Raw genomic sequence first — 12,439 nt, 5'->3', positions numbered from 1 at the left:
TACTATTCTGAGCCCAAGGAGGCTGTATCCGTGAGTGAACAAAGCGGTTTATCGGCGCCGGGTCCGGCCGGCCCGCCGCCCGTCCGGCACCTGCGCCGGTCCAAGGGCCGGCGGGCGCTGCAGGCGGCTGCCTTTGCACTCTCCGCGATGCTCCTCGCAGCGGCGGCCTTCGCCGCGGTCCAGGTCTTCCGTCTTCAGTCCAATGTGGAGACGCAGCCGCTGAACCTCGGCGCCGACCGGGAGGATAAACTGCCTGTCGACCTCAGCACCGACCCCGTTCAGATCCTCATTCTTGGCAGCGACACCCGCACCGGCAACAGCGGCGAGTTCATCGGGGGAGAGGACCTCTCCTCCGGCAGCGGCAACTCGGACGTGATGCTGCTGGTGAACCTCTCGGCCGACCGTTCGAGCGTCTCGGTGGTCAGCCTGCCGCGCGATCTCCTGGTTCCCCTGCCCAGCTGCGAGGATCCGGAGACCGGTGAACCGTCCCCGGCCATGGATCTGGGCCAGTTGAACACGGCACTGAACTCCGGCGGACCGGGCTGCACCGTTGCCGCCGTCAATGAGCTCACCGGGCTCAGCGTCGACCACTTCATGAACGCAGACTTCAACGCGGTGAAGGAGCTGTCCAAGGCCGTCGGCGGCGTCGAGGTCTGCGTCACCGAGCCCGTTGAGGACGAATACTCCGGGCTGAGCCTGCCCGCCGGCACCAGCGAGGTGGAAGGCGACCAGGCGCTGGCGTTCCTGCGGACCCGCCACGGGTTCGGCGACGGCGGGGACGAGGGCCGCATCCGCGCCCAGCAGTCATTCATGGCGTCCCTGGCCCGGAAGGTCCAGGCCGAGGGAACCCTGACCAACCTGCCCCGCCTCTACTCAATCGCCGAGACCCTCACGAAGAACCTCACCGTCGACGAGGGCCTGTCCCAGGTCACCGAGATCCTCAAACTGGCCGACCGCGTGAAGAACGTCGACCTGGCCGATATCGCCTTCGTGACGCTTCCTACGATCCCATGGGACCAGGATCCGAACCGGCTGGTCCTCGATCCCGGGCCCGCCGAGGAGCTGTTCGCGGCCCTGCGCGAGGACCGCAGCCTCACCGGCCCGGAACCCACGGCCTCAGCGTCGCCGGAGGCCGGGACCGCCCCTGCCGCCCCGCCGGCCTCACCCGCCGCCCCCGAGGCCCCGGCGTCTCCGGAGGCTCCGGCGATCGACCCGGCCTCGGTGCCCCTGCTTGTAGTCAACGGCACCGACAATCCCGACCGGGCCGGGGACCTGCAGCAGATCCTCCGCGGGGAGGGCTACACGCTGGCCAACACGAGGCAGTCGACCGAAATCCCGTCCACCCAGGTGGTCTACGGGCCGGGGTACGAAGCGGCGGCGGCGGAACTCGCGACCCGGTTCGGGATCGCCGACGTCCAGCTCGTGCCCAGCGCCGCGGTCACCGGCATCGAGCTGTCGGTCGGCGCCGACTTCGCCTCAGGGTCGAGGGTCGCCTCGGCGGGCCTCGACAACGGCCTGAAGGGCCAGACGGCCGAGCAGGCCACCTGCCAGGCGGCCTCCGGACTCTAGGACGGGATCGCGCGGCACCGGCCTTCGGGGTCGGTGCCGCTCACGTTCACCAGATGCGCACCCGCTCCTCCGGTTCGAGCCACAGTCCGTCCCCGGGCCGGAGCGAGAAGGCGTCGTGGAACTCGTCGAGGTTGCGCACCACCTGGTTGCAGCGGAATTCGTTGGGGGAGTGCGGGTCGACGGTGATTCGGCGGGCGGCCTCCTCCGGGCGGATCTTCTGGCGCCAGCACCGCGCCCACGACGCGAAGAACCGCTGGGGCCCGGTCTGTCCGTCGATCACCGGGGCCTCCAGCCCGCCGAGGCTCAGCCGGTAGGCGGTGTAGCTGATGCCCAGGCCGCCGAGGTCGCCAATGTTCTCGCCGAGTGTCAGCTCTCCGTTGACTCTGAGGTCCGGCGCCTCGGTGGGCGACAGCGCCGCGTACTGGTCCACGAGCCGCGAGGTGAGGGCGTCGAATGCGGTCCGGTCGGCCTCGGACCACCAGTTCTCAAGGGCTCCCCGGCCGTCGAACTGGGAACCTTTGTCGTCGAAGCCGTGGCCGATCTCGTGGCCGATCACCGCCCCGATCGCTCCATAGTTGTCTGCGGGGTCGGCGTCGAGGTCGAAGAACGGCGGCTGCAGGATGGCCGCGGGGAACACGATCTCGTTCATCGTCGGCATGTAGTAGGCGTTGACCGTCTGTGGGGTCATCAGCCAGGCTCCACGGTCGATTGGTCCGCCCAGCCGGTTCAGCTGTCGTACGTGCTCAAATTCGTAGGCTCGGCACACGTTGCCATAGAGGTCCCCGGCCTCGATCACGAGCGGACCGTAGTCGATCCACTCGTCGGGGTAGCCGATCTTGGTGGTGAACAGTGCGAGCTTCTCCTGTGCCCGGGCGCGGGTCTCCTCGGTCATCCACCCGAGCGAGTCGATGCTGAGCTCGTAGGCCTTGATCAGGTTCGCGACAAGCTCGAGCATCTTCTCCTTGGCACTGCCCGGGAAGTGGCGCTGAACGTACTCCTGGCCGACCGCTTCGCCCAGTGCACCCTCGACCAGGGACACCGCACGCTTCCACCGGTCCTTCAGCTGCGGGGTGCCCCCAAGGTGGGTGCCATAGAAGGCAAAGACAGCATTGACGAAGCGCTCGTCGAGGTAGTCCGACGCGTGCAGCAGCACCCGCGTCGTCAGCCAGTCCTTCCAGGTGGACAGCGGCACCTCGGCAAGGGCGGCATCAACCGCTGCCAGGTACGCGGGCTGGGACACCACCAGTTCCGCGGCCAGGGCCGGATCGCCGGTGACCGTGTCAAGCCACGATCCGGTGAAGGGAGCCAGCTCGGCCGCCTCCGCCAGGGTATGCAGGTTGTAGGTCTTCTGCGGGTCGCGCCGGTCCACGGCGCTCATCGACGCGGCCGCGAGGCGGGTCTCAAGGGTGAAGATGCCGGCCGCCGCCGCTCCCGGGTCGGCGGTGCCGGCCAGGCCGAGCAGCGTCTCCAGGAGCTCCGTGTACTTCGTCCGCGATTCGGCGAAGCGCTCCTCGCGGTAATACGACTCATCCGGCATGCCCAGCGCCGACTGGTAGAGGTGCAACAGGTAGCGTTCGGGGTTTCCGGCGTCATTGCTCACGTAGGGCGCCGTCAGGCCCTGCACGCCGCTGCGCGTCAGTTCGGCCGAGAGGCGCACGAAGCCGCCGATGTCGGTCACGGCTTCGATCCGGGCGAGCCGCTCCTGCACCGGGGTGATGCCCAGGGCCTCGACGCGGTCGGTGTCCATGAAGTCCGCGTAGAGCGTCCCGATCTTCGCCAGCGGACCGTCGGCGTCGGAGGCGGAGGCCGCGGATTCGACAATCCCGCGCACCGCGAGCTCGGCGGCGTCGGCCAGCTGGGTGAACACCGCCTCCCGGGCGCGGTCTGCGGGTATCTCGGTGTTCCGCAGCCACTCGCTGTTGACGTACCGGAACAGGTCGTCCTGTGCGCGGACTGGGTCCATTACGGCGTGTTCTTCGCTGCCGGCGGGCTTCATCGCTACTCCCTCTTCTGGATGTCGGGCGGTGCGGGGCCCCCGGGACGGCGGGCCGGCCGTACGGCGGCGGAGCCGGTCCCGGAGGCGCCGGACGCCCCTTAAAGCCATCCTATGCGCGTGCTATCGTGAGATTGTGCGCGCAAAGACGACTCTTCTTATGTGCCGCGGCGAGGCCTCCTAGGACTTTCGAGCTACAGGCCATCCCTCGCTGCGGTGTCTGTGTTGCCCGGCCGCCAGCCTCTAAACGGTTTAAGAGAAAAGGCCCATCGTCATGCAAAACGCACAACTGAGTTCGGGAATGCCGTTCTGGAAGTACACCCCGTTTCAGGACCAGATCACCGTTGAGCTCCCGGACCGCACCTGGCCGGACAAGGTCATCACCAAGGCCCCGCGCTGGTGCGCCGTGGACCTGCGGGACGGCAACCAGGCCCTGATCGATCCCATGAGCCCCGAGCGCAAGCACAAAATGTTCGACCTGCTGGTGAAGATGGGCTACAAGGAGATCGAGGTCGGGTTCCCATCGGCGTCGCAGACCGACTTCGATTTCGTCCGCCAGCTCATCGAGGGCGACCGCATCCCCGACGATGTCAGCATCCAGGTCCTCACCCAGGCGCGCGAGCACCTCATCGAGCGGACCTACGAGTCCCTCGAAGGCGCCGACCGCGCGATCGTCCACCTTTACAACTCGACCTCGATCCTGCAGCGGCGCGTGGTGTTCAACCAGGACCGCGACGGCATCGTCGACATCGCCCTGACCGGCGCGCGGCTCTGCAGGAAGTTCGAGGAGAGCCTGAAGAACACCCTGGTCACCTACGAGTACTCGCCCGAGTCGTTCACCGGGACCGAACTCGAGTTCGCCGCCCGCATCAGCAACGAGGTGGCCGCGGTGTTCGAGGCCTCGGCGGACCGCCAGATGATCCTGAACCTGCCGGCCACCGTGGAGATGGCCACCCCGAACGTGTATGCGGACTCCATCGAATGGATGAGCCGCAACCTGGAGAACCGTTCCAACATCATCCTCTCGCTCCACCCGCACAACGACCGGGGCACGGGCGTCGCGGCGGCGGAGCTGGGCTACCTCGCCGGCGCCGACCGCATCGAGGGCTGCCTGTTCGGCAACGGGGAGCGAACCGGCAACGTCGACCTGGTGACCCTCGGCATGAACCTCTACAGCCAGGGCATCGACCCGCAGATCGACTTCTCCGACATGGACTCCGTGCGGCGCACCGCCGAATACTGCAACCAGCTCTCCGTGCCCGAGCGCTCCCCCTACGGTGGGGACCTGGTGTTCACCGCCTTCTCCGGCTCCCACCAGGACGCCATCAAGAAGGGGTTTGAGGCCATGGAGCGCGACGCCGCGGCCGCCGGTGTCGGCGTCGACGAGATCCCGTGGGCGGTTCCCTACCTGCCGATCGACCCGAAGGACATCGGACGCAGCTACGAGGCCGTCATCCGTGTGAACTCCCAGTCGGGCAAGGGCGGGGTCGCGTATCTGCTGAAGCACGAGCACAGCCTCGACCTGCCGCGGCGGGCGCAGATCGAATTCTCCGCCGTGGTGCAGCGGCGCACCGAGACCGTCGGCGGGGAGATCAGCGGTTCCGAACTGTGGACGGTCTTCCAGGACGAATACCTGCCGGCGCGGGCCGACGGCGGCACCCGCTGGGGTCACTACGAACTGACCTCCGTCAATACCGACACCGCCGGGGAAGGCTCCCTGAAGCTCACCGCCACGCTGATGGTCAACGGCGTGCAGCAGCGGCGCTCGGCCGAGGGCACCGGGCCGATCGACGCGCTCCTCGACATCCTGGGGCAGGACGGCGTGGACGTGCGGGTGCTCGACTACACCGAGCATGCCCTGTCGGCCGGTGGGAACGCACGCGCCGCGGCGTATGTCGAGTGCGCCGTGGGCGGGCGGGTGCTGTGGGGTGTCGGCATCGACGCAAACACGACAATGGCCGCGCTCAAGGCAGTCATCTCCGCCGTCAACCGCGCCGTGCGGGACAGCGCCTAGGGCTCTTCCTCCCCGGTTGGTGGGAGACTTGGAGTATGTCCAAAATGTCAGCTTCCCGCACCTACCGCGCCGAAGGCGTGGTGCTGCGGACCTACAAGCTGGGGGAGGCGGACCGCATCATCGTCCTGCTCACCCGGGAGCACGGGCAGGTGCGGGCCGTCGCCAAGGGCGTGCGGCGCACCAGCAGCAAGTTCGGCTCCCGCCTTGAGCCGTTCATGGCGGTGGACCTGCAGTTGGCCTCCGGACGGAACCTTGATGTGATCACGCAGGCGCAGACCAAAGGCGCCTACGGGCACGGCATCGCGGCCGACTACGGGCGCTACACCGCGGCGGCGGCCATTGCCGAGACGGCGGAGCGCCTCACCGACACGGACGGGGAGGCCGCTAGCGCCCAGTACGGCCTGGTCGCCGGGGCGCTCTCCGCGCTCAGCCGCGGGCTGCACCCCTCCGAGCTGATCCTCGATTCCTACCTGCTGCGGGCCCTGGCAACGGCCGGATGGGCTCCGAGCTTCACCGACTGTGCCCGGTGCGGAGAGCCCGGTCCGCACTCGGCCTTCTCGGCGCCCCTCGGCGGGGCCGTGTGCTCCGCCTGCAGGCCGCCCGGGTCGGCGTCCCCGGCGCCCGGCACCATGGAACTGCTGGCCGCCCTGCTGTCGGGGGACTGGACCGCGGCCGATGCCTCCGAACCCCCTGCCCGCCGGGAGGCGGCCGGGCTCGTGGCGGTGTATCTTCAATGGCACCTTGAGCGGGCCGTGAAATCCCTTCGACATGTGGAGCGTGTGTGACCCCGAACCGAACCCCTTCCCCCTCGCCGACGGCGCCCTGGCCGCACCCGAGCGGGGCCCGGCCTCCACGCCTGCCCGCCGAGCTGGTGCCGCGCCATGTCGCCATCGTGATGGACGGGAACGGACGCTGGGCGAACGAGCGCGGCCTGCCGCGCACCGAAGGGCACCGGGCGGGGGAGGCCGCGCTGCTCGACGTCATGGCCGGGGCCATCGAGATCGGCGTCCAGCACGTGTCGGTGTACGCCTTCTCCACCGAGAACTGGAAGCGCTCCCCGGAGGAGGTGCGCTTCCTGATGGGCTTCAGCAAGGACGTGCTGCGCCGCCAGCGCGACCAGCTCAACGAGTGGGGCGTGCGCATCCGGTGGGCCGGACGGCGGCCGCGTCTGTGGCGTTCGGTGATCGCCGAGCTCGAGGAGGCCGAGGAGCGCACCCGGGGCAACTCGACGTGCACGCTCACCATGTGCGTGAACTACGGCGGACGGGCCGAGATCGCCGACGCGGCGCGGGCCATCGCCGAGGAGGTCGCGGCGGGAAACCTTCGCGCGTCCTCGGTTAACGAGAAGACCATCCAGCGCTTCCTCGACGAACCCGACCTTCCCGACGTCGACCTCTTCCTGCGCACCTCCGGTGAGCAGCGGCTCTCGAACTTTCTGCTGTGGCAGTCCGCCTACGCGGAGATGGTCTTCATGAACACGCTGTGGCCCGACGTGGACCGGCGGACCCTGTGGCGGGCCATCGAGGAGTATGCCTCCCGCGACCGCCGCTACGGAGGGGCCGTCGACGCCGCCGCGGGCCTGCCCGCCTGAACCCGCCCGCCTGACACCGTTCTGACGCCCGGGCCTTCACCGCCGCGCGGCCGGGCCGCCGCACCGCAGCCAGCGGTCAAGTTCGGCATAGACCTCGGCGCGAACCTCCGGGCGGGACAGCAGGACGTCGTGAAGGGCCCCGTCGAACCGTGAAAGGGTGACCCGGCGGCCCAGGCCGGTGGCCCGGCGGACCATCACCGACACGTCGAGGATGCTGTCCGCTTCAAGCATGGCCTCACTCCAGGTGGAGCTGACCGCCGAGCGGGCCGAGGCGAGCACCAGTACCGGCACCTCGAGGGACAGCCCCCGGGCGACCGCTGCATGGCCGGAGAGCACCGCGGTGAGCCACCCGGCCCGGATCGGGAAGCCGAACTCCGGGCGCCACCGCCGGTCCAGGTTCCACTCGCCGTCGGCCTCACTGCTGATGCTCCGCCAGTAGTAACCGAACTCGGGCAGCCGCAGGCGCGCCTTGGGGCGGAACCTCACGAGGGGTTCGAGCAGGCCCTGGGTGGTATTCCGGAACATCGCACTGCCCTGGGTGTCGAGCCAGGGGCTGTTCAGGATCAGGGAGGCGACCCGGCCGGGATGCCGGTCCGCCCACAACACCGCGGTCAGGGCACCGGTCGAGTGGGCCATCAGGTCCAGCTCCACCGCCGCACCGGGCCCATGGCGCGCCTGGATCTCGTCCTGCACCGCGGCGAGGGCCGCGTCGAGGTCAGCGTCGTACTCCTGCAGGTCCCGCACGTACCCCGGCGTCTGCCACTCCCGTAGGCTCCTGCCGTACTTGCGCAGGTCGAGCGCGAAGAACTCGATGCCCCGCTCCGCGCAGAACTCGGCCAGTTCGGTGTGGAAGAAGTAGTCGCTCCACCCGTGGAGGTAGAGCAGGGCCGGAATCCGCCGCGGCTCCGGGTCCCGGTCGGAGGCCCGGGCCAGCGCCGCCCCGAGGGTCCGGCGGAAACCGGCGGCGGGCCGGCGGTCGGGTGCACCGCGGTGGGCGACAAGCGTCGCGCAGCAGGGCCCCTCCTCGTCGGGCTCGAGATCGAGCGTGAGCCTGCTGTAGGCCGGGCCGAGGTGGTCGGGCTCCCACGTTCTCTCCATTGCCCCCGGGTCTTTCGAAAAGTTCCGCCCGAGTTGTTCGGGCGGTTGTCCTCATGGGAACTTTAGAGCATGCAGATCTATCCGGCCTTCTTCCGCCTCGCCTTCTCCCGCATGGACGCGGAGCGCGCTCACCGGATCGGCTTCGGGCTGATCCGGCTGGCGGACCGGACTCCGGCCGGCTGGCTGCTGCGGCGCTACTGCGGCCCGCACGCGGACCTGCAGACCACCGCCTTCGGCGTCGTGTTCCCCTCGCCCTTCGGCCTGGCCGCCGGTTTTGACAAGGGCGGCCACGGCATTTCGGCGTTGACGGCACTGGGCTTCGGTCACATCGAGGTCGGGACCGTCACCGGCAGGGCCCAGCCCGGCAATCCGAAGCCGCGCCTGTTCCGTCTCGAGGCCGACCGCGCAGTCATCAACCGGATGGGCTTCAACAATGACGGCGCGGCCGCCGTGGCCCCCCGGCTCGTCGCGGCACGGACCCGGCTCGAGCGCACCTATCGCTCGAACCGCCCCATCATCGGGGTGAACATCGGCAAGACCAAGAGCGTCGACCTCGCCGACGCCGTCGGCGACTTCCTGCTCAGCACCGAGGCGGTGGCGCCGGCGGCGGACTACCTGGTGGTCAACGTCAGTTCGCCCAACACCCCGGGCCTGCGGCTGCTGCAGAACGTCGAATCGCTGCGCCCGCTCCTGAACGCGGTGCGCGCCAGGGCCGACGAGGCAGCGGGCCGGCATGTGCCCCTGCTCGTGAAAATCGCTCCGGACCTGATGGACTCCGACATCGACGACATCGCCGCCCTGGCCCTCGACCTGAAGCTCGACGGGATCGTGGCGACCAACACGACCATCACCCGCGGCGGTCTCACCACCGATGACGCCACCGTGATGTCCAAGGGTGTCGGCGGGCTGAGCGGAGCGCCCCTGAAGCAGCGCTCCCTTGAGGTGCTGAAGCGCCTCCGGGCCGCCGCCGGGGAGGACCTTGCCATCGTGTCGGTGGGCGGGGTGGAGACTGCCGAAGATGTCCTTGAACGGCTCGACGCCGGCGCCACTTTGGTCCAGGGCTATACCGCGTTCCTCTATGAGGGGCCGCTGTGGGCGGCGCGAATCAACCGCGGGCTCGCCCGGGCCTTCCGCGGCCGCCGGGACTGAACACCGTCGGGACCCCACACCGCGGGGACTGCACGTCGCCGGGACTGAACACCGCCGGGACCCAACACCGCGGGGACTGCACGTCGCCGGGACTGAACACCGCCGGGACTGCACACCGCCCGAATGAGAAAACGCCCGAATGAGAAAACGCCCGAGTTAAACGACCGCGCCCGGCCCCTGCAGGGACCGGGCGCGGACGGAGGTTAGGGGTCTGAGCGCGAGGCGCCGGATCGAACCCGGTCGGACCCGCCGGCTAGGCGGGGTAGTCCCCGCGCTTGACCTGGGGCTTGGGCAGCCGCAGCCGGCGCAGCTGCAGGGCGCGCGTCACCCCGTACCAGAGGTCACCCGCGTTCGGCGCCCCGAACTTCGCCGTGAGGCGCTTCTTCAGCGTGCGGCGCAGGAAGAAGCAGTCGACGATCACGGCCATGATCAGCACCCAGAACCCGAGCAGCACGGCGCTCTGCACCGCGACGGTCTGGATGAAGCTGAGCACGACGAAGATGAGCGCGGCGATCATGAGAAACTCGCCGAGGTTCCAGCGGGCGTCGACGAACTGCCGGATGTAGCGGCGGTTCGGTCCCTTGTCCCGCAGCGGCAGGTACCGCTCCTCACCGGTGTTCAGGGCCTCCCGGATCCGCAGGCGCTGCTCGGCGGCGGCATTGCGGCTCTGGCTGCGCGCCGCCCGGCGGTCCTCGGGAACCAGCGGCCGTTTGCGGGCGGCCTGCTGGACGCTGCGCTTCGGGGTGGGCGCGCCCTTGCCGGCGCTGCGCTGACGGTCCTCCCGCTCGAGGCTCGCGCGGTCAATGACATCCTGGGCCACGGGGGCGTCTTTCTTTCGTCCAAACACCCCCTCAGGATACCTGTCGGAGTGCCCTCACCTGTACGGCCAGCCGCCTACCGGCACGCTCCCGGGCACGCCCGCCCTGGGGCTGCGGGGCCTGCAGGAGCCTGTGTAGGGTCGAGACATGACTTCTCCCGAACCGGCCAACCCGCCGTCCTCCCTCTCCGACCACCCGGCGGAGGAGCTGCGCCGCAGCGTCTCCGCCGCCTTTCCCGCCACCGTCGACCAGCTCAAGGCCCTCGTCGGCATCCGGGGCATCGCCTGGGAGGCCTTCGACGCGAGCGAACTCGACCGCAGCGCCGACGCCATCGCCGCGCTGATCCGCGACTCCGGCGTCGAGGACGTGCAGATCCTCCGCGTCGACAACGACGGGGTCCCCGGCGGGCCCGCCGTCGTCGCCCGCCGTCCGGCCGCACCGGGCCAGCCGACGGTGCTGCTGTACGCGCACCATGACGTCCAGCCCCCGGGCGATCCGGACCTGTGGGAGAGCGACCCCTTCACCGCCGTCGAACGCAACGGCCGCCTCTACGGCAGGGGAGCGGCCGACGACAAGGCAGGCGTCATGGCCCACGTCGGTGCCCTGCGCGCCCTCACCGAGGTGCTCGGCGACCGTTTCGGCGTCGGGGTCACCCTGTTCATCGAAGGGGAGGAGGAGGCCGGGTCGCCGACCTTCCGCACCTTCCTGGAAACCCACCGCGACCTGCTGGAGGCCGACGTCATCGTCGTCGCGGACTCCAGCAACTGGAAGGTCGGCGTTCCGGCCCTGACCACCAGCCTGCGCGGCCTCGTCGACGGCACCATCGAGGTTCAGGTCCTCGACCACGCCGTCCACTCCGGCATGTTCGGCGGGCCCGTCCTCGACGCGCCGACCCTCCTCGCGCGGCTGATTGCGACCTTCCACGACGACGCCGGTGACGTCGCCATCGCCGGCCTGGCCGGCGGCGACTCCGCCACGGTCGACTACAAGGAGGAGGACTACCGGGCCGACAGTTCCGTCCTCGACGGGGTCACGCTTGCGGGCACCGGCTCGATCGCCTCCCGCCTGTGGACCAAGCCCGCCCTGTCGATCATCGGCATGGACATGCCCAGCGTCGCGTTGTCCTCAAACACGCTCCTGCCGCGGGCCCGGGCGAAGTTCAGCCTCCGGCTGGCACCCGGGCAGGACCCGGAGCAGGCGATGCAGGCCGTGCGGACCCACGTCGAGGCCTCCGCGCCCTTCGGCGCCCGCGTCACCTTCACCCCCGGCGAGACCGGCAGCCCGTTCTCAACCGACACCTCCGCCCCCGCGGCGCGGCTCGCCCTCGCCTCACTGGAGGAGGCCTGGGGCGTAGCGGCCGTCGAAGCGGGAATGGGCGGTTCCATCCCGTTCATCGCCGACCTGACCGAACTCTTCCCGGCGGCCCAGATTCTGATCACGGGGGTCGAGGACCCGGATTCCCGGGCGCACAGCGCCAACGAATCCCTGCACCTCGCGGAGTTCGAGCGGGCCGTGCTTGCCGAGGCGCTGCTGCTCGCCCGCATCAACGCGGGCGGCCTCTCCGGCTCCTGACCGGACCGCTCCTGCTCCTCCGCCGGGCGGCCACCGCTGCGGCGGGGGAGCAGGGTGTCCGCACTCACGCACCTCCGGTGTTAACCGCGCGGGATGCGCGGCGTACCATGGAAGGGACTCCAGAACGCCGCAAGCGGTGTTCAGCAACGGATCCAGGCTAGGAGAGACACCATGAGCACCACCACGCCAGAGACCACCACGGCCCCCGACGAGACGACGGCTTCGCTTCCCGAGCACGATGTGCAGCTCTCCGAGGTCGCCGCAGGCAAGGTGCGCAGCCTTCTCGAGCAGGAAGGCCGGACCGACCTCCGCCTCCGCGTGGCCGTTCAGCCCGGCGGCTGCTCCGGCCTGATCTACCAGCTGTACTTCGACGAGCGGGTCCTCGACGGCGATGCCGTCCGCGACTTCGACGGCGTTGAAGTAATCGTTGACAAGATGAGCGTTCCCTACCTCTCCGGTGCCTCGATCGACTTCGAGGACACCATCTCCAAGCAGGGATTCACCATCGACAACCCGAACGCCGGCGGATCCTGCGCCTGTGGTGATTCCTTCCACTGACCTGCGGTTTTGGGGGGCCCGTGGCACGCTGAAAGGCGCGCCACGGGCCCTTTCGCATGTCACACGATGGCTTCGAC

General features: G+C 69.6%; 10 protein-coding genes. 7 read left to right on the top strand and 3 right to left on the bottom strand.

Going from position 1 to position 12,439, the window contains the following annotated elements; translation table 11 throughout:
* Positions 1-30 precede the first annotated feature (30 nt).
* Positions 31-1,569 (top strand): LCP family protein, encoded by a 1,539-nt coding sequence (locus GVV77_RS04350; RefSeq protein WP_159616695.1) that lies wholly within the window; start codon positions 31-33, stop codon positions 1,567-1,569.
* A gap of 46 nt (positions 1,570-1,615) precedes the next feature.
* Here GVV77_RS04350 and GVV77_RS04345 read toward each other — a convergent pair whose 3' ends face one another.
* Complete coding sequence (locus GVV77_RS04345; RefSeq protein WP_159616693.1) at positions 1,616-3,565, bottom strand: M13 family metallopeptidase; 1,950 nt, start codon at positions 3,563-3,565, stop codon at positions 1,616-1,618.
* A 271-nt stretch (positions 3,566-3,836) separates the two neighbouring features.
* On the opposite strand from GVV77_RS04345, the gene leuA reads away from it, so the two are divergent.
* From leuA to GVV77_RS04330, 3 genes are read left to right on the top strand one after another with little or no spacing between them, the layout of a single operon-like run.
* On the top strand, positions 3,837-5,576 hold the full coding sequence (gene leuA / locus GVV77_RS04340; RefSeq protein WP_159616691.1) for a 2-isopropylmalate synthase: 1,740 nt from the start codon (positions 3,837-3,839) through the stop codon (positions 5,574-5,576).
* Positions 5,577-5,611: 35 nt separating this feature from the next.
* Positions 5,612-6,361, top strand: a complete 750-nt coding sequence (gene recO / locus GVV77_RS04335) for a DNA repair protein RecO (RefSeq protein WP_159616689.1) — start codon at positions 5,612-5,614, stop codon at positions 6,359-6,361.
* Positions 6,358-7,167 (top strand): isoprenyl transferase, encoded by an 810-nt coding sequence (locus tag GVV77_RS04330; RefSeq protein ID WP_159616687.1) that lies wholly within the window; start codon positions 6,358-6,360, stop codon positions 7,165-7,167. Before recO ends, GVV77_RS04330 begins: the two co-directional genes overlap by 4 nt.
* A gap of 36 nt (positions 7,168-7,203) precedes the next feature.
* On the opposite strand, the gene GVV77_RS04325 is transcribed toward GVV77_RS04330, so the two are convergent.
* Complete coding sequence (locus tag GVV77_RS04325; RefSeq protein WP_159616685.1) at positions 7,204-8,265, bottom strand: alpha/beta hydrolase; 1,062 nt, start codon at positions 8,263-8,265, stop codon at positions 7,204-7,206.
* Positions 8,266-8,334: 69 nt separating this feature from the next.
* Between GVV77_RS04325 and GVV77_RS04320 the strand changes: the two genes are divergently transcribed.
* Positions 8,335-9,414, top strand: a complete 1,080-nt coding sequence (locus GVV77_RS04320; RefSeq protein ID WP_159616683.1) for a quinone-dependent dihydroorotate dehydrogenase — start codon at positions 8,335-8,337, stop codon at positions 9,412-9,414.
* Positions 9,415-9,667: 253 nt separating this feature from the next.
* Here GVV77_RS04320 and GVV77_RS04315 read toward each other — a convergent pair whose 3' ends face one another.
* Positions 9,668-10,261 carry a DUF3043 domain-containing protein gene (locus GVV77_RS04315; RefSeq protein WP_159616681.1) on the bottom strand — a complete coding sequence of 198 codons (594 nt, stop codon included), beginning with the start codon at positions 10,259-10,261 and terminating at the stop codon, positions 9,668-9,670.
* 118 nt (positions 10,262-10,379) lie between these two features.
* Here GVV77_RS04315 and GVV77_RS04310 point away from each other — a divergent pair, with 118 nt between their 5' ends.
* Both GVV77_RS04310 and GVV77_RS04305 read left to right on the top strand, forming a co-directional pair.
* Positions 10,380-11,804, top strand: a complete 1,425-nt coding sequence (locus GVV77_RS04310) for a dipeptidase (protein ID WP_159616679.1) — start codon at positions 10,380-10,382, stop codon at positions 11,802-11,804.
* Positions 11,805-11,975: 171 nt separating this feature from the next.
* Complete coding sequence (locus GVV77_RS04305) at positions 11,976-12,362, top strand: HesB/IscA family protein (RefSeq protein ID WP_159616677.1); 387 nt, start codon at positions 11,976-11,978, stop codon at positions 12,360-12,362.
* The last annotated feature ends 77 nt before the right edge of the window (positions 12,363-12,439 follow it).

The organism is Arthrobacter zhaoguopingii, assembly GCF_009828605.1.
GTDB classification, from domain to species: domain Bacteria; phylum Actinomycetota; class Actinomycetes; order Actinomycetales; family Micrococcaceae; genus Arthrobacter_D; species Arthrobacter_D zhaoguopingii.
Note: the sequence above shows the minus strand (reverse complement) of the source record. Positions and strands in the feature narration are given on the sequence as shown.

Coding starts and splice junctions, on each gene's coding strand:
- GVV77_RS04345 (WP_159616693.1), bottom strand. CDS start 3,565: ATGAAGCCCGCCGGCAGCGAAGAACACGCCGTAATGGACCCAGTCCGC.
- leuA (WP_159616691.1), top strand. CDS start 3,837: ATGCAAAACGCACAACTGAGTTCGGGAATGCCGTTCTGGAAGTACACC.
- recO (WP_159616689.1), top strand. CDS start 5,612: ATGTCCAAAATGTCAGCTTCCCGCACCTACCGCGCCGAAGGCGTGGTG.
- GVV77_RS04325 (WP_159616685.1), bottom strand. CDS start 8,265: ATGGAGAGAACGTGGGAGCCCGACCACCTCGGCCCGGCCTACAGCAGG.
- GVV77_RS04320 (WP_159616683.1), top strand. CDS start 8,335: ATGCAGATCTATCCGGCCTTCTTCCGCCTCGCCTTCTCCCGCATGGAC.
- GVV77_RS04310 (WP_159616679.1), top strand. CDS start 10,380: ATGACTTCTCCCGAACCGGCCAACCCGCCGTCCTCCCTCTCCGACCAC.
- GVV77_RS04305 (WP_159616677.1), top strand. CDS start 11,976: ATGAGCACCACCACGCCAGAGACCACCACGGCCCCCGACGAGACGACG.